At 69.3% G+C, this 19300-nt stretch carries 18 protein-coding genes and 4 tRNA genes; 10 read left to right on the top strand and 12 right to left on the bottom strand.

Features of this window, described 5'->3' with window-relative positions; translation table 11 throughout:
- Positions 1–11: 11 nt before the first annotated feature.
- Together A5704_RS25810 and A5704_RS25805 are read right to left on the bottom strand one after the other, a co-directional pair.
- The gene (locus A5704_RS25810) at positions 12–815 is read right to left on the bottom strand and encodes an IclR family transcriptional regulator (protein ID WP_067891785.1); all 804 of its coding nucleotides are present in this window, start codon (positions 813–815) and stop codon (positions 12–14) included.
- 30 nt (positions 816–845) lie between these two features.
- On the bottom strand, positions 846–1934 hold the full coding sequence (locus A5704_RS25805; RefSeq protein WP_067891784.1) for a permease: 1089 nt from the start codon (positions 1932–1934) through the stop codon (positions 846–848).
- Between the two features lie 76 nt (positions 1935–2010).
- On the opposite strand from A5704_RS25805, the gene A5704_RS25800 reads away from it, so the two are divergent.
- Together A5704_RS25800 and A5704_RS25795 are read left to right on the top strand one after the other, a co-directional pair.
- On the top strand, positions 2011–2850 hold the full coding sequence (locus A5704_RS25800) for an SGNH/GDSL hydrolase family protein (RefSeq protein WP_369828503.1): 840 nt from the start codon (positions 2011–2013) through the stop codon (positions 2848–2850).
- Between the two features lie 36 nt (positions 2851–2886).
- Positions 2887–3543 (top strand): DedA family protein, encoded by a 657-nt coding sequence (locus A5704_RS25795; RefSeq protein WP_067891779.1) that lies wholly within the window; start codon positions 2887–2889, stop codon positions 3541–3543.
- 10 nt (positions 3544–3553) lie between these two features.
- Here the strand turns inward: A5704_RS25795 and A5704_RS25790 are convergent, their stop codons facing one another.
- The gene (locus tag A5704_RS25790; RefSeq protein WP_067751617.1) at positions 3554–4174 is read right to left on the bottom strand and encodes a TetR/AcrR family transcriptional regulator; all 621 of its coding nucleotides are present in this window, start codon (positions 4172–4174) and stop codon (positions 3554–3556) included.
- Between the two features lie 155 nt (positions 4175–4329).
- Here A5704_RS25790 and A5704_RS25785 point away from each other — a divergent pair, with 155 nt between their 5' ends.
- Positions 4330–4767 (top strand): anti-sigma factor antagonist, encoded by a 438-nt coding sequence (locus A5704_RS25785; protein ID WP_067751614.1) that lies wholly within the window; start codon positions 4330–4332, stop codon positions 4765–4767.
- 39 nt (positions 4768–4806) lie between these two features.
- Complete coding sequence (locus A5704_RS25780; RefSeq protein WP_067782579.1) at positions 4807–5889, top strand: glutamate--cysteine ligase; 1083 nt, start codon at positions 4807–4809, stop codon at positions 5887–5889.
- A gap of 120 nt (positions 5890–6009) precedes the next feature.
- Here the strand turns inward: A5704_RS25780 and A5704_RS25775 are convergent, their stop codons facing one another.
- The 3 genes from A5704_RS25775 to A5704_RS25765 all read right to left on the bottom strand — a co-directional run bounded on the left by A5704_RS25775 (position 6010) and on the right by A5704_RS25765 (position 8599).
- On the bottom strand, positions 6010–6795 hold the full coding sequence (locus A5704_RS25775; protein ID WP_082954976.1) for a sulfite exporter TauE/SafE family protein: 786 nt from the start codon (positions 6793–6795) through the stop codon (positions 6010–6012).
- A gap of 65 nt (positions 6796–6860) precedes the next feature.
- Entirely contained in the window at positions 6861–7793 is a 933-nt protein-coding gene (locus A5704_RS25770; RefSeq protein WP_067751606.1) for a catalase family peroxidase, read from the bottom strand.
- A gap of 17 nt (positions 7794–7810) precedes the next feature.
- Positions 7811–8599 (bottom strand): SDR family NAD(P)-dependent oxidoreductase, encoded by a 789-nt coding sequence (locus tag A5704_RS25765; RefSeq protein ID WP_067782582.1) that lies wholly within the window; start codon positions 8597–8599, stop codon positions 7811–7813.
- A gap of 196 nt (positions 8600–8795) precedes the next feature.
- On the opposite strand from A5704_RS25765, the gene A5704_RS25760 reads away from it, so the two are divergent.
- Positions 8796–9371, top strand: a complete 576-nt coding sequence (locus tag A5704_RS25760) for a hypothetical protein (RefSeq protein ID WP_067782584.1) — start codon at positions 8796–8798, stop codon at positions 9369–9371.
- A gap of 42 nt (positions 9372–9413) precedes the next feature.
- Here the strand turns inward: A5704_RS25760 and A5704_RS25755 are convergent, their stop codons facing one another.
- Positions 9414–10004, bottom strand: coding sequence for a carboxymuconolactone decarboxylase family protein (locus A5704_RS25755; RefSeq protein WP_067891776.1), 591 nt, complete (start codon positions 10002–10004; stop codon positions 9414–9416).
- Positions 10005–10154: 150 nt separating this feature from the next.
- On the opposite strand from A5704_RS25755, the gene A5704_RS25750 reads away from it, so the two are divergent.
- Positions 10155–11714, top strand: coding sequence for a long-chain-fatty-acid--CoA ligase (locus A5704_RS25750; RefSeq protein ID WP_067891774.1), 1560 nt, complete (start codon positions 10155–10157; stop codon positions 11712–11714).
- The gene (locus tag A5704_RS25745) at positions 11711–12499 is read left to right on the top strand and encodes an MBL fold metallo-hydrolase (protein WP_067891770.1); all 789 of its coding nucleotides are present in this window, start codon (positions 11711–11713) and stop codon (positions 12497–12499) included. Before A5704_RS25750 ends, A5704_RS25745 begins: the two co-directional genes overlap by 4 nt.
- Here the strand turns inward: A5704_RS25745 and A5704_RS25740 are convergent.
- The 4 genes from A5704_RS25740 to A5704_RS25725 form a co-directional block, all read right to left on the bottom strand.
- Positions 12494–13333, bottom strand: a complete 840-nt coding sequence (locus A5704_RS25740) for an enoyl-CoA hydratase/isomerase family protein (RefSeq protein WP_067891767.1) — start codon at positions 13331–13333, stop codon at positions 12494–12496. The genes A5704_RS25745 and A5704_RS25740 overlap by 6 nt on opposite strands.
- Before the next feature lie 51 nt (positions 13334–13384).
- Complete coding sequence (locus A5704_RS25735; protein WP_067891764.1) at positions 13385–13678, bottom strand: hypothetical protein; 294 nt, start codon at positions 13676–13678, stop codon at positions 13385–13387.
- Between the two features lie 32 nt (positions 13679–13710).
- Positions 13711–16968: a serine/threonine-protein kinase gene (locus A5704_RS25730; protein WP_067891761.1), complete on the bottom strand. Its 3258-nt coding sequence runs from the start codon at positions 16966–16968 to the stop codon at positions 13711–13713.
- A 114-nt stretch (positions 16969–17082) separates the two neighbouring features.
- Positions 17083–17157: transfer RNA gene (locus A5704_RS25725), tRNA-Val, on the bottom strand.
- Between the two features lie 178 nt (positions 17158–17335).
- On the opposite strand from A5704_RS25725, the gene A5704_RS25720 reads away from it, so the two are divergent.
- The 3 genes from A5704_RS25720 (at position 17336) to A5704_RS25710 (ending at position 17598) form a co-directional block, all read left to right on the top strand.
- Positions 17336–17408: transfer RNA gene (locus tag A5704_RS25720), tRNA-Gly, on the top strand.
- A gap of 28 nt (positions 17409–17436) precedes the next feature.
- Positions 17437–17510, top strand: a tRNA-Cys gene (locus A5704_RS25715).
- 13 nt (positions 17511–17523) lie between these two features.
- Positions 17524–17598 (top strand) — tRNA-Val (locus A5704_RS25710).
- Between the two features lie 723 nt (positions 17599–18321).
- Here A5704_RS25710 and A5704_RS25705 read toward each other — a convergent pair.
- Entirely contained in the window at positions 18322–19200 is an 879-nt protein-coding gene (locus tag A5704_RS25705) for a helix-turn-helix transcriptional regulator (protein WP_067891758.1), read from the bottom strand.
- Positions 19201–19300 lie beyond the last annotated feature (100 nt).

Below are 19300 nucleotides of genomic sequence, written 5' to 3'. Positions count from 1 at the left end.
TGGAGGCGGACTCAGCCGAGCTGGTCGCCAATCTCCTTGGCCGCCTTGACAAGTGCGGCGGCCACCGTGGCATAGCGGGCGGCGTCGAGCCGGTTCTGGGGTGCGGCGGCATTGAGCGCCAGCCGCAGGCCCGGCGCCCGGGTGGGTATCGGCACCGCGACCGACGCGACGCCTTCCTCGCTCTCCTCCCGGTTGATGGCGTAGCCGCGCTCGCGGATGGCGGCGAGCTCGGCCTCCAGTTCGGTCCGGCTGCCGATCGACGACGAGGTGATGCGCTGCAACCGTTCTCGCGGCAGCAGCTGACGCAACTCCGCCTCGGGCAGCTGCGCCAGCATGACCTTGCCCGTCGAGGTGCAATGCGCCGGCATGCTGCGGCCCAGCCGGGACGCCACCCGGACCGCGGCCGGGCCCTCGACAGCGGCGACGAACCGGACGCTGGCCCCGTCCAACATCCCGACGTGAATCGTCTCGCGCAGCTGTTCGCCGAGGCCGCGCATGACCGGGGTGGCCGCTCGCTGGATGTCGATGCGGCCGAAGATGGCGAACGCGACGCCGGTCAGCGCCGGGCCGGGCAGGTAGGCCCTGGACACCGGGTCCTGCCGGACGAACCCGCGATAGGCCAGCATCGCCAGCAACCGATGCGCGGTGGACGACGCCACACCCAGGTAGCGGGTGGCTTCGCTCAACCGGATCTGGGGTTGCTCGCCCAGCAGCAGAAGCAGCTTGAGCGCGTTGTCGACCGACTCGATCGGATACTGCGGCGCAAGCGAATCGGCGGCCGGGGCTTCGGCGGCCCGCTCGCCCTTTCTCGCCATGACAGTGAAGGTACTCGCGCCGGTTGCGAGTCACAGCAAGCTGAGCACCACAGCGCCGAGGATTCCCGCAGCGACAACGATGCCGGTCGCGGTCGCGGTGGCCTTCCACCCGAAGCTGCGGGCGACCATCGCGGCGCCCGGAACGCTCACCGCCGGAAGGGTGATCAGCAGCGCACCGATCGTCCCCGACGACGCGCCCAGCAGGGCCAGCCCTTGCAGGATCGGGATCTCCCCCGCCGTCGGGATGACCATGAGCGTGCCGGCGATCGCGACGACCAGGACGAGCAGCAGGCCCAGCAGCAGCCCACGGTGCGCCGGTTGCCCCAAGGTGAGCAGGAAACCGCGGAACGCCCCGACCACGAGCACCAGGACCGCGTACTCGGGCAGCAAAAACAGCACCAGCCACAGCAGCGCCCGCACGAACCGGCGCGGCCTGCCCCCGCTCTCGTCGCCAACCGAAGGCGGGCTCGCGTCAGGCGCCGGGACTACGCCGTCCGGCCGGGACAGCAATCCCACCGCGGCCCCGACCCCGAGCACCGTCGCGATGCCGACGACCACGCGCGTCAGGCTCCATTGCCAGGGAGCGACGAAGAGCAGGAAAACGAGCACCGCCGGGTTGAGCAGCGGGTTCCCCAGCCAGTAGGCGATGGCCGCCGCCGGTGTGACGCCGTTGCGCCGCAGGGTGACGGCGACCGGGGCGGCGCAACACGTGCACATCATCGACGGCATGCCGGCGACCCCGCCGGCCAGCGCACTGGACAGCGGAGCGCGACGGTTCAGCACGCGCGGCAGCCACGGGCGCGGGAGCAACGCCTGCACCGAGGCGCTGATCAGCAGCGCGGCCACCAACGCCGGCCAGATCGACGCCACGTAGGCGTGGAAGAAGGTCGCCGCGGCGTGCCAGGCCGGTCGATCGCCGGGGTGGACGCCGCCCACCGTGAGAACGCTCGATCCCGACCAGTGGTGGGTGCGACGGGCCGTGGCGGCCTTGCCGGCGTAAGGCAGCCACTTCGCCCACAGCAGCCCCGCCACGAACAGGGCCACGGCGACGAGAACACCGATCGCGACGTTTCCCCGCCGGCCCGCGTGAATTGCATTGCCCTTCAAAGGCATCGCCATGCCCACCGACGCTAGTCGACGGGCGGTGACCCGCGTCGGGCGCGTGGGTGGCCGCGCTTCCCGCACCGGGGATGCGATGGCTATTATTCTCGGCTTCGTGTACGGGGCTATGCCTTGCGGATATCGCCGTTACGTCGCCATCGGGGACAGCCAGACCGAGGGCTTATGGGACGGCGACGACGTCGTGGGTCTCCTCGGCTTTGCCGACCGGCTCGCCGCCATGGTGGATGCGCACTACCCCGGCCTGCATTACGCCAACCTCGCGATCCGCGGCAAGCGGATCGCCGACGTCTTGGACGAGCAGGTTCCGCAGGCCCTGGCGATGCAGCCGGACCTGATCACGGTGTGCGCCGGGATGAACGACGTCATCCAGCCGGGCCGGTCGTTCGGCCCGGCCCTGGCCGACCTCGAACACGTCTACGCCGCGCTGGCCGGGTCCGGGGCCACGGTGGTGACGACGACCTTCCCGAACGTCGCGCAATTCCTCCCACTCGGACGGCTGGTGTCGGGCCGTCTCGCCCGCATCAACGCGGCGATCACGGCGGCCGCCGACCGCTACGGGTTCGGGCTCGTCGACCTGTACAACGCGCCGTCGATGCGCGAGCTGGACACCTGGGCCATCGACCGGGTGCACGCCTCCAGCAAAGGACACATGCTGTTCGCCGCGGCGGCCGCCGAGGCACTGAATCTGCCTGGCAGCAACCATGATTGGGCCCACACAACTCCCGACGCCCGGCGCCGCTCGCGCACCACCGGCGCGTACGAGCAGCTGCGCTGGACGCAGGACAGCTTCTTCCCGTGGATCTGGCGCCGGCTGCGCGGCCTGTCGTCGGCCGACGGTCGGGAGCCCAAGCGCCCACAGCTGGAGAGCCTCGGCACGCCGAGCAGGCCGGCCGACGCGAACCGGAGGGTTTAGGGCGCGTATCGCCGGACGGTCAGGCATCCTGGACGCATGGACGTCGAGGCTTTGCTGCACGCGATCCCACCGCTCGCGATCTACCTGGTGGTCGGCGGTGTGGTCGGGCTCGAAAGCCTGGGCATCCCCCTTCCCGGCGAGATCATCCTGGTCAGCGCGGCCCTGATGGCCTCGCACGACGACCTGCCCGTCAACCCGATCGGCGTGGGCGTCGCCGCGGTGATCGGCGCCGTGGTCGGCGACTCGATCGGTTACACGATCGGACGCAAGTTCGGCATGCCGCTCTTCGACCGCCTGGGCCGGCGGTTCCCCAAACATTTCGGTCCCGGACACGTCGCGTTGGCCGAAAAGTTGTTCAACCGCTGGGGAGTTCGGGCGGTTTTCTTCGGCCGCTTCATCGCCCTGTTGCGGATTTTCGCCGGGCCACTCGCCGGGGCGCTGAAGATGCACTACCCGCGCTTCCTGGCGGCCAACGTCTCGGGCGCCATCTGCTGGGCCGGCGGCACCACCGCGGTGGTGTACTTCGCCGGGATGGCCGCCGAGCGCTGGCTGGAGCGGTTCTCCTGGATCGCACTCGTCATCGCCATCGTCTGCGGCTTGATCGCCGCCTTCGCGCTGCGGGAACGCACCTCGCGGGCCATCGCCGAACTCGAGGAAGAGCACTACCGCAAGGCCGAGAACACCGCGGCCTGACCCCAGCGGCTCAGCTGGCCGCCTCGCCGAGATCCCCGGGCACCACCGGCCGGTGCTCTTCGATCAGACCGACCGCCATCCGGCGGGCGCGCAGAGCCGCGTCGGTGTCGCCGACGGCCGCCAACACGATGGCGCCCTTCATCAGGATGTGCCAGGACGAGGCGAAGTCCTCGACGTCGATCAGCCCCGCCGCGACGGCGCGCTGGCGCACGATGTCGCGGACGTGGTCGATGTGGACGATGCAGGCCTGCCCGGCCGGGGAGTCGGGACCGAGCTCCAGCAGCACGTTGATGAACGAGCAGCCCTCGTAGCCGTCGCGCAGCTGGATCCAGTCGTGCATGACGTCGAAGATCGCGAGCAACTGCTCCTCGGGCGTGTCGGCGCGCTGGCGGGACTGCTCCTCGATCAGGCCGTGGGTCCACACCTCCTCGCGCCGCTGCAGCACGGCCAGCACGAGGTCGTTTTTGGTGGCGAAATGCCGGTACAGCGTGGCCTTGGCGACGCCGGCCCTCTCGATCACCTCCTCCGTGCCGACAGCACGGATTCCACGTCGGCTGAACAGGTCATATGCGGCGGTCAAGATGCGTTGACGAGCCGACGCGGGAGGCGTTCCGACATCGGAAGTTGTCATAACAACGCACAACATACTCTTAGCCAGGACATGTAGACAGACCGACCTGTCTTGTTATAGAAATGAGATTCGCACTCCGCGAAGAGTCTGTCTTCAGACGGCAGGACGGGCATCCATCGCAGCGTCGTGAGACGCGAGTCGATTAGGAGGCCACGATGAGCTCGGCCATTGCAGAACCTATGACAACTACCCACCTCATGCTGAGCACCAAGCTGGTCTATGAGTTGGGCGATCCGAACAGCACGCTGCGCGCGACAGCCGATCGCAGCGGACCGGCGGTGCTGATCTACGCGGGCGGGGAGGTCGACGCCTGCAATGAGCACACCTGGCGCCAGCTGATCAGCGAGGTCGCCGGCATCGTCGCCGCGCCGGGGCCCTTGGTCATTGACGTCACGGGCCTCGAATTCATGGGCTGCTGCGCCTTCGCGGTGCTGGCCGACGAGGCGAAGCGCTGCAAGAACCGCGGCGTCGAGCTGCGCCTGGTCAGCCGCGAGCCGATCGTCGCCCGCATCGTCGACGCGTGCGGCCTGTCCGCGCTGCTGCCCATCTACCCGACCGCTGACTCCGCGCTGGCGTCCGCGGCCCGTTGGTGACGGGGCAGCGCCGCCACTGATCGGCCCGCCCCCGACGGGATGAGCGACCCTCCCACCTTCGGAGCGGAAGAGGAATTTCTCCTCGTCGACCCGCGAACGGGCGAACCGGCTCCGCGAAACGGCGATGTGGCCGCCGCGGCCCAACGCCGGGGCGTCGAGTTGCAGCTGGAACTGAGCAGCTGCCAGGTGGAGACCACCTCCAGTGTCGTGGCGACCAGCTCGGAACTCGGCGAGGAATTGTCCCGGTTGCGGCGCACGGCCGCCGAGGCGGCCGAGTCGGTGGGGCTGCGGCTGCTCGCGGCCGGGCTTCCGCCCGCCACGCCCCACGAGTTTCCCGTCACCGACACCCCGCGTTATCGGCGTATCGGCGCCGAGTACGGGATGGTCGCCCACGAGCAAGGCATCTGCGGCTGCCATGTGCACGTGCAGGTTCCCGACCGTGCGGCCGCCATTCACGTCAGTAACTGGCTGTGGCCGTGGCTGCCGTCATTGCTTGCGCTGTCGGCGAATTCGGCGATCTACCGCAGCGCCGACAGCGGCTACGCCAGCTGGCGCAGCGTACTGTGGCGGCGCTGGCCGGTGGCCGGGCCCCCGCCCTTCTTCCCCTCCCCCGACGACTACGACCGCACGGTGCGGATGCTGATCGACAGCGAGGTCATCCTGGACCGCAAGATGGTCTATTGGGACGTGCGCCCGTCGGAGAATTTCCCGACGATCGAGGTGCGGGTCGCCGACGTGCCGGCGACGGTTGCCGAGACGGTGTTGCTCGCGACGCTGGTCCGGGCCGCGGTGATGACGGCACTCGAGGACGACCAGCCCGGGCGGCTTCCCCCGGCGGCCCTGCGCGCGGCCTACTGGAAGGCCGCCCACGACGGCCTCGCCGGACGCACGCTCGACCTGGTCCACGGCCGCGGAGCCGTGTCCGCGCGCGATCAGTTGGGCGCCCTCGTGCAACGCGTGCGGCCGGCGTTGGAGACGCTCGGCGAATATGGCCGCGTCGTAAGCGAACTCGACCGCGTCGCAGCCCAGGGCAACGGGGCGATGCGCCAGCGGCGGGCGTGGCGCAAGCGCGGCGAGGTGAGGGACGTCATCGACGAGGTGGCCGCCGCCACGCTGGACTGAACCGGTTGCCGCGCCTCTGTTCACTTGCGCGTGCGCCCAGGGCGGCGACACGCCGGGCGGGCCCTCCCTGGGCGCACACTCAAAGCCGTGAACGCACAGCCGATGCGGCCCGCGCCTCGGTCACGCCACGGCGACCAGTCGGTACAGCCCGATCAGGCCGACCACCACGATCGTCGCCCGCAGCGCGTTGCCCGACAGCCGCCGCCCGTACCGCGCCCCGATCAGTCCGCCAACCAGTGAGCCCGCCGCGATCAGCCCGGCGGCCGGCCAGCTGATCCGGTCGAACGCCACCAACGTATAGGCCACGGCGGCAACCACATTCACCACCAGCGTGAGCAGGTTCTTGGCGGCGTTCATGCGCTGCACCGACTCCGGCAGCAGCGCGCCCATCACCCCGACCAGCAGGATGCCCTGGGCGGCGGTGAAATAGCCGCCGTAGACGCCGACGGCGAACGTGCCGAGCACCAGGACCGCCATGCGGCCGGGGGTGATGTGTTCGGGTGAGCGGCCGGCTACCTCGGCGCGCCGGCCGGTCCACGCCTGGATCCGTGGGCCCACGACCACCAGCACCAAAGCCAGCACCAGCAGCACCGGCACCACCTCGGCGAAGACTTTCTCCGGCAGGTGCAGCAACAGGAAGGCGCCCAGCACCGCGCCGGCCAACGAGGCGGGCAGCTGCCAGCGCAGGCGATTCCATTGACCGCGCAACTCGGCGCGGTAGCCCCAGGTGCCCGACACGCTGCCGGCGACCAGGCCGATGGCGTTCGACATGGTGGCGGTGACCGGCGGGAAGCCGAGGGCGACCAAAGTCGGGAACGTGATCAAGGTGCCGGACCCGACGAGCGCGTTGATGGCGCCCGCGCCGAGCCCGGCCAAACAGATCAAGAGCATGTGGGAAGGCGACACTGAAGAAAAACCTTAGCCTGCCGCCGGTTTCGGCCCGCGGGCGAGTGCGGGCGGGGGTTTCCCGGTCAGGCGGGCGGCGCCTCGGCCCCGCGGTCGACGCCGGTGCGCAGCTTGACCGACGCCGAATACGCGAGCGTCCGGAAGTGCAGGACCGGGTCGTCGGAGGGTTCGATGCCGTCGGTCACCCGCATCGGGTCGAACACGACGATGTCGCCGCCGTGCTCGCGTTGGGTCTCCAGGCCGGTGATCTCGATGGTGCCGACGGTCGCGATCTGAGTGCTCTGCCATGCCGCGGACGGGTCGACCGTGGAGTCGGCGGGACCGGCGATCTGCACGCGATATTCGAACCGCACCGGCCCGCTGTCCAGGCGCGCATTCAGCTCGTCGGTGAGGAAGTCCGCACCCTCGCCGTGGGCGGCCGACGCGGACAGGTAGTTCTGCGCGGCAGCCGGAACCAGATGGTAGCGAACGAATCTGGCGCTGCCGTCGGCGGCGACCCAGCGGAATGCGTGCAAGCCGTGGTATTCGGTGGTCGCGTAGCTGGCCGGGATCTTGTTGGCGTCGCGCACCACCGGCAGCGCGCCGAGCAGCCGCGGATGGGTGAGGAAGTATTTGGCCATGCGCAGCGGCGTGGTCAGGCCGGGCCGCATCGCCTTGAGCAGATCGACGAATCCGTCGGGCGTGCTCGAGACGAACAGCCGGGCGGTCTGCGTCGACACGTCGGTGGTGGAGCCGTCGGGCAGCGTGAACTTCACCGCCATCCCGCGGATCCCCGGCACATTGTCGCGCTGCTTGGGATTGCCCGCGCCATTGGAGAATCGGATCAGCGCCGGGACCGTCGAGCCGTCGAGATGCTTTGCGCGCGAAAGCATGACCGCGTCCGGGGTCGCGGTGAACGTGCCGCGGTAGAGCGTGCCTTTGGCGTGCAGCGCGCGACAACCCGGCTGGGCACCGCCGGTGCCTCGGATCGCCTCGATCGCCTCGTCGGGAGTGACCATGCGCGAATCTTAAAGCGCTATTCGGGAAAGCCGAAGAGTTTCACGACACCGTGATCGCGGCCTGCGGTGTAGCCGCCGTCGACGGCGATTGCCTGGCCGCTGACGAAGGAGGCGTCGGGCGACAGCAGGAACGCCGCCATGGCCGCGACCTCCTCCGGCTGCCCCAGCCGTTGCAAGGCGTGTTCTTCGGTGATGGAGTGCAGCGGGCCCTCCATGCCCGGCAGGCCGAACACGCTTTGCGCCATCGGCGTTTCGATGAAGCCGGGGCAGATGGCGTTGGCACGGATGCCGCTCGGTCCGTAGTCGAGCGCGATGTTCTTGGTGAGCAGGACGACGCCGCCCTTCGCCGCGTTGTACGAGCTGCCACCCGCCGTGCCTTCCAGGCCCTCGACGCTGGCGACGGTCACCAGCGAACCCCGTTCGCCGTCGACCCGGGGTTGCTCGATCATCCGGGCCAGCGCCGCCTTGGCGACCAGGAACGTGCCGGTCAGGTTGATCCCGATGACCCGGTCCCACTCGGCCCTGTCGAGCAGGTGGACCGGGCCGCCGCCGGCGACCCCGGCGGCGTGCAGCACGCCGTCCAGGCGGTCGGGCACGGCGGCGAGCACCGCAGCGATCGCCGCCTCGTCGGTGACGTCGGCGGTGACGAACGTGAACCCCGGCCCCAGGTCGGGCGCGGCGGTCAGGTCGGCGCCGATCACCGTGCCCCCTTCGGCCAGTAGGCGCCGCGCGGTCGCCAGGCCGATTCCGGACGCGGCGCCCGTCACGACGAAGGTGCGTGAGCGGGCACGGTCAGGGTTCGCCACGTCTGGTCCCCTCGGTCGAAGGTCGGTTGGGCCGCAGACATGTTGACACACCGGTCCGCCGCCGAAGCCGGTTTCGATAGAGGAGAGCTATCACCAAATAGTGCCGCGGTCTTGGACACCGGCCCGCTTGCGGGGAGATCGTTAGAACCGGCGGGCGAATCCCCCCGTTCGCCCAGAGCCTGAGCAGGAGCCACACATGTCGACCCCCCAGCCAATACGCCCGCGGCGGGCAGCCGCCCGCCTGGCCGTCGCCACCGCCGTGACCGCGGCGGTCGTCCTCTTCCCGACCACCCATGCGGCGCCGGTGCGGCTCGCCTCGGCCGATCCGGTCGATGTTGCCGACGGCGTCTCGATCGTCCCCGCGCCCGGCTGGACGCTCGGGCACCGCGGGCCGAATTGGGTGGCGCTCAGCAACGCCGACGGCAGCGCGCAGCTGCGGGTCGCGGTCAAGCCCGCCGGCGCGACGGATGTCGGTGCGGTGTTGCAGGCCGACATGAGCGAGTACGCGTCATCTTCCGGCCTGGGCGAGATGAAGACTTTGACCGCGCCGGACACCCGGCCGCTGCAGAGCGCGAACTTTCAACAGCAGGCGTCCATCGACTACACGGCCGACGTGCCGGCCCCGGAGGGCCCGATTCCCGTCCTGGGCACGTTCACCGAGCTGCTGAACACGTCCAACCAGCGGTCGGCGTTCATCGACTTCCGGCAGAACAACAACGCGACCCCGCAGGCCGTGGACGACGGCGGGATGATGATCCGCTCGATGGAATGAGGGATGCGAACTGGTTCAGGCGAATCAGCAAGGCGTACAGTACTATTCGCCGTCCCCCTCGCGTCCCGGAACCGACGCATCGAACGCGTTGAGGGTGACGGCCACCATCGAGAAGCAGCCGACAAGAAAAACGATTTCGGCGAGGCCTTGCTCACCGAACGTACGTCGCGCCGCCTGGTACGTCGTCTCGGCCAGCGCCCCGCCACGGTTCAGCGCCGCCGCCATGTCGTAGGCGACCGCCTGGTCACTGCTGAGGTCGCTGGGCCGCTCGCCGGCGGCGATGGTCGCGATCGTCCGGTCGGGCAGCCCCGCGCGTCGGGCGAAGTACTCGTGGCCATAGATCTCGTAGCGAGCACCGAACTTGGCGGCGGTCACCATGATCACCAGCTGGTGGACCGTGGCGGGCAGCACGCTGTGCTCCCATAGCGCCTTGTTGAAGGCCCAGGCCGGCTTCCCGAAATTCGGGAAATGCAGCCAGCCGTTGAAGGGGCCGATAAGGGCACCGTCCTCGCGGCGGGCAATGAGTTCCCCGAAGTGGTCTTCGATCATCGCCGCCATGTCGTCATAGAGCTCCCGTTGATCAGCGCTCAACGTGGCCGGTGGCAGTGGTGGCAGACGCGTCCTTGCTGGCATGGCTCGATCGTGCGACCGCGGCGACCGTTGCGCCAGGACTTGTTGGTGACCAGTGGTAGGCGGAACCTCCCAGCGGACCGGGCAGGCCGCCCGCACGTCCTGGCATGATCGCTATCGCAGAATGGAGCAAACCGACCTCGGAGGGGCCTCATGCCACCAGCCGACACCACGGCGAACACCACGGAGACGCTGGCGGGATTCGTCGATCGGCACGCACAGCAGCGGCCCGACGCCGTCGCGATCCGCTACGGCGAATTGGAGTGGTCCTGGGCCGACTGGGCCGCGCGAATCCGCCGTGCGGCCGGCGCGCTGCGCGCCGCCGGTGTGCGGCGCGGTCAGAGCGTCGCGTTCCTGGACAAGAACCACCCCGCCTGCCTCGAGGTGCTGTTCGCCGCGGCGTCGATCGGGGCCGTGACCACCGTCGTCAACTGGCGCGCGATGGGCGACGAACTCGTGCACGTGCTCGACGACAGCGGGGCGCGGCTGCTCTTCGTCGGCGCCGAGCTGCGGGCCGCGGCCGAGGCGGCCGCCGCACGCGCGCCGGGGGTGGAGCGCATCGTAGTGGTGGGTGACGAGTACGAATCCCTGCTGGCGGCCGCGTCTCCCACGGAGCGCGACATCGACGTGCACGAGAGCGAAACCGCGCTGGTGATCTACAGCTCGGGCACCACGGGGCGCCCGAAGGGCGTGTTGCTGAGCCAGCGTGCGCTGGTCAACCACGCGGCGAACCTGGCGCCGGCCTTCCCCTTCGACGACGGGGACGCGAACCTCGTCGCCATGCCGCTGTTCCATGTCGGCGGAATCGGCTACGCGCTGTTCGGGATTCGGGCCGGTGTGCCCACCATCATGACCCGCGAACCCGACGCCGCCGCCCTCACGGGCGCCGTGCGGGCCGGCGCCACCCACGCCTTCTTCGTCCCGCCGGTGATCGCCCGGTTCCTCGACGCCGGCGAGGCGGCGCACGCCACGATCGCCGGCCTGCGCTACATCGTCTACGGGGCCGCGCCGATGCCGCTGCCGCTGCTGCACCGGGCGCTGTCGACCTGGCCCGACACCCGTTTCGTGCAGGTGTACGGCCAGACGGAGCTGTGCGGGGCGGTCACCGCGCTAAGCGACGACGACCACCGCGATTCCGCGCGCCCACACCTGCAGCTGGCGGCCGGAAAGGCGGTGCTGGGCACCGAGATTCGGGTGGTGGATCCCGAGACGGGCGCCGCGGTGGCCGCCGGCGAGGCGGGCGAGATCTGGGTGCGGAGCAACCAGAACATGACCGGCTACCTGAACCGGCCGGAGGCGACCGCCGAGACGATCACCGACGAGGACTGGGTGCGCACCGGCGACGTGGGGCGCCTGGACGCGGACGGCTACGTCTACATCGAAGACCGCCTGAAGGACATGATCATCACCGGCGGCGAGAACGTGTACGGGCCCGAGGTGGAAAGCGTGCTCATCGAGCACCCCGCGATCACCGACGCCGCGGTGATCGGTGTCCCCGACGACTTCTGGGGTGAATCGGTGAAGGCGATCGTCGTGGCCGACGGCGAGACCGACGCGCAAGACGTCATCGGCTTCTGCCGTCAGCACCTCGCTGGCTACAAGTGCCCGAGGACGGTGGACTTCGTGGAATCGCTGCCCCGCAACGCGAGCGGGAAGATCCTGAAATCCGCTCTGCGCGAACCGTTTTGGCGTGGCCGGGGGCGGGGCGTATGAGCGCCGCGGTCGACGCGCAACGGCGCGATCGTGCGATCAGTGTGCTGGGCGGGCCGACCACGGTGGTCGACATCGCCGGCCGGCGGATCGTGATGGACCCGACGTTCGACCCGCCCGGTGTGCACGCATACCTGACCAAGCTCGCCGGGCCGGCGGTGAACGCCGACGCGCTCGGCCCGGTGGATGCGGTGTTGATCAGCCACGACCAGCATCCCGACAACCTCGACGACGACGGTCGCCGCATGGCCCTGGCCGCGCCGCTGGTGCTCACCCACCCCGGTGGCGCCGCCCGGCTGGGACCACCCACGGTGGGGGTCGCGCCCTGGCAGACCTACGAGCTGTCCGGATCGCTTGCGGTGCAAGCGGTTCCGGCGGTTCACGGGCCGGCCGACGGGCAGCGCGACGCCAGCGGGCACGTCAACTGCGAGGTGACCGGCTTCGTGCTGTCCGGGCCCGGCCTGCCCACCGTGTACCTCAGCGGCGACAACGCCTCGATGGCGGCGGTCAAGGACGTGGCCGACCGGGTGGGCGTCATCGACGTCGCGGTGCTGTTCGCGGGCGCGGCGAGCGTGCCGGCCAAGGAGCGCGGCCGGCCGCTGACGCTGACCTCGGCGCGCGCGGCCGCCGCCGCCGAGATCCTGGGCGCCCGCGTCGTCATACCCGCCCACGTCGACGGCTGGGCCCACTTCAGCGAGGGCGCCGGCGAATTCGCGGCGGCCTTCGACCAGGCCGGGATCGGCGACCGGCTGCGGGTCGCCCCGCACGGAGAGTGGATCGACCTATAGCCGTCCCTCGACCCGCAGATCGGGGTGCACCCAGTCGGGTGAACGGCGCTCCTTGAACGCGCGGAAACCCTCGCGGGCCTCGGCGTCGCTGAGGCTGCTGGTCATGCCGATGCGGTCATAGAGACCCAGGTAGCTGTCGATGCTCGACTTGATCACGCCGCGGGCCCGCGGCGCGGTCCGACAACACTGCGCGAGTAGCTCTTTCGCGGTGTCCAGCAGGTCCTCGTGCGGCACGACGCGGGTGACCAGGCCCCAGTCCAGGGCCTCCGCGGCGGTCAGCACCCGCCCGGTGAACATCAGGTCGCGGGTGCGCACCGGCCCGATGACGCGGGTGAGCATCTGGCTGTAGTAGGTGTCGGCGTAGCCGCGGAACAGCTCGGGGACGCGGAAGGTGGCCCGTTCGCTGACGATCGACAGGTCGCTGCACAGCGCGATCTGGAACCCGCCGCCCTGGCACAGGCCGTTGACCGCGGAGACGACGGGTTTGGCCGACGTGCGCACCGTGTCAAACGGCGTGACGTCCATGCCCAGCGCGCCGCCGAAGGTGATCCAGTTGTCGGTGGCTCCCCCGCCGCCCATGTCACCGCCGGGCGCGAACACGTCCCCGGTCCCGGTGATCAGCAGCCCGGCCAGGTCCGGGTCCTCCGCGACACGTCCGACGGCGTAACGGATCCCGAAGTACATCGCGGGACTCAGGGCGTTGCGCGCTTCGGGGCGGTCGATGGTGCACACCGCGATCGACCCGTGCCGCTCGAGGGTGAGATACGGCGTGCCGAGCCAATCCCCCTCCGGCGGGCGGGGGGTGTCGTGCTGGGCCGGGGGAACCTGGGCCACGGGATTCCTCTCATCGGTCGCTACTGTCGCTCTTACAGTAGCCGCCACGACCTACAGGTACGGCAGCGTGGCCGTCGCGCTGGCCACGGACGCGTCGTCGATCAGGGTGGCCAGTTGGTTCTGCAGCGCGGTCGTGGCCTCGCCCACCGGCTTGTCGCAGAACCGGCATCGAGCGGTGAACCTGGGCTGGTCGTCTTCGTCCGGCCAGAAGCGGCGGGGCCCCACTTGGGCGCCCGGGTCGAAGGCGACCGCCTGATGGGGGGCCTCCTTGAGCAGCCTCCCGACGGGATGGCCTTGTGGGCACTCGAGTTTCAGGATTGCGATGCCTTCTTGGTTGCCTACCATGCTCCACCGTCCTTTGTGTGTGTTGTCTGCCGTCAGCCGAGGCCGGCGTCGATGAGCAGCCGCGGCAATCCGTGTTGGGTGCACTGGGCACGCACCAGCGCGAGGTCGTCGTCGGCGGGACGTCCGGCGGCGGTGAGGGTTTCGACCAGCAGCAGGCGGGCCTGCAGGTTCGCCAGCGGCCGGGCGGCCGCGTCGATGCCGGCCAGCAGCGCGACGGCGTTCCGGCATGCCCGGTCGCGGTCGTCTCGGGCGCGGCTTCGGGCGAGCAGCCGGATGCCGGAGGCCGCGTCGAGCTCGGCGGTGACGGTGGCGATCCCGTTCCCGTCCCGGGGCACGTCGCCGGCGGCCCGCAGCCGGTCGGCCTCCGAGGGTTCGAGTTTCAGCCCCAGCCTGACCCGCTCGTGGTTGATGGCGGCCGCCAGGCGCGGCAGCCGCAGCTTCTCGGCCACCGCCATCCCGGCGTCGAGGCGGCCGATCGCCTCGTCGCGATCGCCCTGCGCGGCTTTGACTTTGGCGCCGACGACGTAGCGAGCAGCCAGGTAGTCCACCCCGCCGCCTTCCGGACCGAGGTGATAGCTCTCCTCCAGCAGCGCGGCCGACTCGTCCAATTCGCCTGTCTCGTAGAGCAATTCGCCGAGCACCGCGCCGGCGATGCGGGCCGCGTAGGAGTGCGAGCCCACGGCCGAACCGATCTCGAAACCCTCGCGGAACTTGCGCAGCGCGAGCGGGATGTCGAGCCGCTGGCGGGCTGCGATGCCGGCCCAGCTGCACGAGTAGACGGCGCCCACCGCGCCGACCTGCTCGTTGAAGGGCTCCGCCCACGCCAGGAGTCGCTGCGCGGCCGGCAGATCGAAGCGGTAGATCGCCGCGAACGCCAACGCGGTGGCGGCGGCCTGCGGCAGCACGGGACGCAGCTCGTCCGCGCGGGACACAACGTCGGCCAACAGTTCCTCCAGCCCGTCGGTCCGGTCGGCATAGATCTCGGCCACCGCCCGCACCACGCTGGCTTCCAGGGTCAGGTCCGCGCGCCTCGCCTCTGGCAGGTCCGCCCTGGCCAGCGCGACGGTGAAGCGCTCCAGCGCGGCCTCGGTGGCCTCGCTGCGGTGCAGCAGGATGTTGGCCCACGCCGACGCGAGCTGCAACAGCGGCCGGGAGACCACGAGCTGCTGGGGCAGCTTCTCGACCAGGCCCAGGAACGTCGTCATGCGGGACTGGTTGATCAGCGCCCTGGTCTCCAGGCGCTCGACCAGGTCGACCGCGTGCGCGGTCTCCCCCGCGGCCAGCGCGTGGTCGACGGCCTCGCTGATGTGGTCGTGCTCGGCGAACCACTCCGAGGCCGTGTGGTGCAGCTCGGCAAGACGATCGGGATCGTCGCGCTCGAGCCGGCGCCGCAAGAACCCCGCGAACATCTGGTGGTAGCGAAACCATCGCGGGGCATGATCAATGCGGCGCAGGAACAGGCCGCGCCGCTCGATGTCCTCGAGAATGGCGTGCCCGCCGCCGACTTCGGCCAGCACCGATGCCAGCTCACCGCAGATTCGTTCGGTGATCGAGGTCGCCATCATGAACTCGACCAGCTCGGGCTCCAGGGTGTCCAGGACGTTCTCGGCGAGGAATTCTTCGACCGCCTCGTCGTCGCCGGCCATGCGGCTGACCAGGTCGCCTGCGTCGCCGCCGCCCCGCAGGGACAGCGTCGCCAGTTGCAGGGCGGCGACCCAGCCGTCCGTCGAAGCGGTCAGCGCCGCCACGTCCTCTCCGGCCAGCTGCAGCCCCGCGACGTCATTGAGCAGGGACCGCGCCTCGTCATTGTCGAAACGCAGCTTCTCGCAATCGATTTCGACCAGCTCGTCGCGGACTCGCAGCTTGCTCAACGTCACGGCGGGGCGCGACCAGCTGGTCACGACGATCTGCAGGTGATCACCCCCGTGCTCGATCAGGAAGCGCAGGGCGTCGATCGCTTGGGGGTCGGACACCCGCTGCCAGTCGTCGACGACCAGGGTGATCGGTTCCCCGAGGTCGTCGATCGCGTCGATCAGCGAGGTCAACACGTAGCGGGTCGCCTCGTCGCCGCGCTGTTCGAGCATCTGCTCGAGCGGTTCGGCGAGGGCGGGACGCACCCGCCGGATCGCGGCGAGCAGGTGGGCGAGGAACCACACCACGTTGTTGTCGTCGTCGTCCACCGTCAGCCAGGCCACCGTCACGCCGGCGGCGGTCAGTTCGGCGCGCCACTGGGCCACCAGGGTGGTCTTGCCGTATCCCGACGGCGCGTGCAAGAGGATCAGCCGCCGGCGCCCGGCCTCGCGGAGCAGCGCCATCAAGCGGTCGCGCGGGACGAGCGATCGAGTCGAGGCGGGGGGACGGAATTTCGTCGCCGGCGCCGGCGGCGTCGACGCGGTTTCGCGAGCGCGGTATGCGGCCGCCGGGACTGTCGATCCCGCCAGGTCTACCGGCACGACCATGGTGTCGACGGGGATCCGGTGACGGCGTTGCGCCTCGCGCAACTGCTCGCCGTATTCGAGCGCGGTGACCGGCCGGCGCGTGGGGTCGCGCGTCATGCCGGTCTCGATCACGGCGATGACGTCGCCGGGCACGCCCCGTTCCGTCAGCATTTCGGTAACCGACCGGCCCATCGGCGGGTGGCCGGTCAGCGCGCAGAACAGCGTCGCGGCCAGCGAGTAGACGTCGGAACCGGTTGTCGGCGTGGCGCCTTCGAGTAGCTCCGGCGCGATGAACGCGGGGGAACCGATGACCACCCCGGCGCGGGTTTCGAACCCGCCGGCGATCCGCGCGAGGCCGAAGTCGGTCAGCTGCGGCTCGCCGTAGTCGGTCAGCAGGACGTTTCCCGGCTTCACGTCGCGGTGCAGAATGCCGGAGCGGTGCGCGGCCTCCAGCGCCCCGGCGAGCTTGACGCCGATGCTGAGCACCTCGGGCCAGGGCAGGGGACCCTGGCCGCTGACCAGGCCCCACAGCGACCCCTTGTCGTGGTAGGGCATGACGATGAACGGCCGGCCGCTGCGGGTGGTGCCGGCCTGCAGGACCGTGACGATGTGCGGGTGACCGGAGAGCCGGCCCATCGCGCGCTGCTCGCGCAGGAAGCGGTCGAGGTTGTCGGGGTCAAGGTCGTTGGTGAGCACCTTGACCGCCACCCGGCGGTCCAGTTCAGGCTGAGCGCAGCGGTAGACCACCCCGAATCCGCCGCGCCCGATCTCCTCGACACCCTCAAAGTCGAGTTCCGCGGCGACCCCGGCGATCAGATCCTGCTGGATCGCCTCTGCATCCACGTCGGCCATCGACGGTCTCTGTCCTCGCGAGTAAGGCCGGTGCGCCTTGCACTGGTCGTGACACCATATCGCGGAAGGACCTGGGGCGATGGCGGGAAAATTTGGGCTCGAACAGCCAACTTGTGGTGGTCCCGGCTGGGATCGAACCAGCGACCTTCCGCGTGTGAAGCGGACGCTCTCCCACTGAGCCACGGGACCGGCGCCGAGAGGCGAACGACGTCGAAGACTAGCACGGACCGGCTCCCCAGCATGGGCCGCGTGCGCCTGTCGGGGTCTGCGCTAGCCTGGACGCGGCTCGTACCGAGAAATTTGTATGTGCCCGCTCACGTCGACTATCGTCGTGCTTCGCAACGGGCGACGATCTCGTCCGAGGCGCGCGGATGTAGCGCAGTTGGTAGCGCATCACCTTGCCAAGGTGAGGGTCGCGGGTTCGAATCCCGTCATCCGCTCGAAGGTGCAAGTGGCATCAATCCCAGCGGTGGAGTGGCCGAGTGGTGAGGCAACGGCCTGCAAAGCCGTGCACACGGGTTCGATTCCCGTCTCCACCTCCAGCTTTTGATCCCGGCGCGATTAGCTCAGCGGGAGAGCGCTTCCCTGACACGGAAGAGGTCACTGGTTCAATCCCAGTATCGCGCACCAGTATCACCCCAGGTGAGACCTGGTATCTAGGCGAACTTAACAGTGGCATGCAATAGCCACCCTCCCGGGTGACTAAACCCATAACTCCTGGGTCTTCGTCTCTAAGAGATCTGCTTGAGAAAAGAGACGTACAGCAACATACGTACGTCTCAATCCCATCATCACCACCCACGATTAGCACGCCGTCGACGCCAACCCATCAACGAACGTGAAGAGCGTCGCGAGATCGCCAGACACAACACTCACGGTGACGCCGTGACCACGGCATCGCGTTCTTTGAACTCTGCTGGTGTCGAGATCGTGCTAGGGACAGCGGCTAGCGAAAGGACCGCGACGATGATATTCGCATTTATTACTGGCGCGTTGGTCTTGTCGCCGCTGTCGCCGGCGCCGGGGGATCAGTGTCCGTTCGGGGCGCCTCCAACGACGGATGGGCAGGGCAAGACGATGGTGTGTGTACATCACCATGAGTTGAACCATACGAACATTTGGGAATACCCCGCGGAGTAACCGTTTGGCTGCACCGTCCGCGCGGCTAGCGGCCCTGTAACTGAGTCACCAAATAGCGCTTGGATCCACCTCTTTGGCTCTACACATCCGCTCGAAGTGCTCGGGATCTGCGAAACCTGAAGAATCCCATGCACCGAAGGATGTGAATCACCCGAGCATCCAACACGTCGACGCTTTACCCACCTTCGCGGGGGAAACAGCGATTGCGGGTGCTTAGAGTTCGGTCGCCAGCATCTGTTGGGTGGCCGCCCACGACGCTAGTAGCGCTAGACCATCCGCGGTCGGCGTACCCGCGGCAGCGGTGTATACGTTGAGGCGCAGGTTGGGTTCGTCGGGCAGTTCCAAAGACTCGACGTCCAAGTCGAGTTGACCCACGACTGGATGGTGCAAACGCTTGCGGCCCGACCGGTGCAGCCGCACGTCCTGAGATGCCCACCGTTGCCGGAATAGCTCACTGCGCGTTGACAGTTCGCCGACTAGGGCGATCAGCTCCTCGTCGTGCGGATTGCGGCCGGCTTCCATGCGCAGCTTCGCGGCCGCGTCCCTGACGATCTGGTCGTAGTCGACAAAAAATTCTCGGGCCGCCTCGGGGTGCAGATAGACGAACCGTGCTGTGTTCGCTGGCCGTCGCGGATCGGCCAGCACCGGTGAGAACAGCGCGCGGGCTAGTTGGTTCATGGCGAGCACGTCATAACGGCCGTTGTGGATACAGGCTGGCGCATCGGAGATGGCGTCGAGCATCTGCTGCAGTGTCGAGCGCACCGTCACGGCCGGCTTGTGCCGGCGTGGGCGGCTTGGCCCACCGGATTGGCGTGCGAGGTGGAACAGGTGGTCACGCTCGGCCTCGTCGAGTTGCAGAGCAGAGGCCAACGCGTCGAGCACGCCGTCGGAGGCGCCGGCGAGGCTGCCGCGTTCCATGCGCACGTAGTAGTCGACAGATACGCCCGCCAGTAGCGCTACCTCTTCGCGACGCAGACCTTTGACCCGACGATTGCCGCCGTAGGCGGTCAGGCCCGCCTGCTCGGGTGCGATGCGGGCGCGACGCGAGCTGAGAAACTCCCGGATCTCGGCGCGTAGATCCATCGTGGCCATCCCCTTACCGTAGGCCCGCTCTGCAATCTGAGGGAGGCACTGCGAGTGCCCCGATGACTGCGTTGAGACCTGGCTTACAGGTGTGCACGAGGGACCGCTG

Origin of the sequence: Mycobacterium sp. E735, from assembly GCF_001666955.1 — a bacterium.
Taxonomy (GTDB): domain Bacteria; phylum Actinomycetota; class Actinomycetes; order Mycobacteriales; family Mycobacteriaceae; genus Mycobacterium.
Note: the sequence above shows the minus strand (reverse complement) of the source record. Positions and strands in the feature narration are given on the sequence as shown.

What these genes read in the sequence shown, in the direction of transcription:
- A5704_RS25785 (WP_067751614.1), top strand. Translation starts at nt 4,330, where the DNA reads ATGAGCTCGGCCATTGCAGAACCTATGACAACTACCCACCTCATGCTG.
- A5704_RS25780 (WP_067782579.1), top strand. Translation starts at nt 4,807, where the DNA reads ATGAGCGACCCTCCCACCTTCGGAGCGGAAGAGGAATTTCTCCTCGTC.
- A5704_RS25760 (WP_067782584.1), top strand. Translation starts at nt 8,796, where the DNA reads ATGTCGACCCCCCAGCCAATACGCCCGCGGCGGGCAGCCGCCCGCCTG.
- A5704_RS25735 (WP_067891764.1), bottom strand. Translation starts at nt 13,678, where the DNA reads ATGGTAGGCAACCAAGAAGGCATCGCAATCCTGAAACTCGAGTGCCCA.
- A5704_RS25800 (WP_369828503.1), top strand. Translation starts at nt 2,011, where the DNA reads ATGGCTATTATTCTCGGCTTCGTGTACGGGGCTATGCCTTGCGGATAT.
- A5704_RS25805 (WP_067891784.1), bottom strand. Translation starts at nt 1,934, where the DNA reads ATGGCGATGCCTTTGAAGGGCAATGCAATTCACGCGGGCCGGCGGGGA.
- A5704_RS25730 (WP_067891761.1), bottom strand. Translation starts at nt 16,968, where the DNA reads ATGGCCGACGTGGATGCAGAGGCGATCCAGCAGGATCTGATCGCCGGG.
- A5704_RS25705 (WP_067891758.1), bottom strand. Translation starts at nt 19,200, where the DNA reads ATGGCCACGATGGATCTACGCGCCGAGATCCGGGAGTTTCTCAGCTCG.
- A5704_RS25770 (WP_067751606.1), bottom strand. Translation starts at nt 7,793, where the DNA reads ATGGTCACTCCCGACGAGGCGATCGAGGCGATCCGAGGCACCGGCGGT.
- A5704_RS25745 (WP_067891770.1), top strand. Translation starts at nt 11,711, where the DNA reads ATGAGCGCCGCGGTCGACGCGCAACGGCGCGATCGTGCGATCAGTGTG.
- A5704_RS25810 (WP_067891785.1), bottom strand. Translation starts at nt 815, where the DNA reads ATGGCGAGAAAGGGCGAGCGGGCCGCCGAAGCCCCGGCCGCCGATTCG.
- A5704_RS25790 (WP_067751617.1), bottom strand. Translation starts at nt 4,174, where the DNA reads ATGACAACTTCCGATGTCGGAACGCCTCCCGCGTCGGCTCGTCAACGC.
- A5704_RS25750 (WP_067891774.1), top strand. Translation starts at nt 10,155, where the DNA reads ATGCCACCAGCCGACACCACGGCGAACACCACGGAGACGCTGGCGGGA.
- A5704_RS25795 (WP_067891779.1), top strand. Translation starts at nt 2,887, where the DNA reads ATGGACGTCGAGGCTTTGCTGCACGCGATCCCACCGCTCGCGATCTAC.
- A5704_RS25755 (WP_067891776.1), bottom strand. Translation starts at nt 10,004, where the DNA reads ATGCCAGCAAGGACGCGTCTGCCACCACTGCCACCGGCCACGTTGAGC.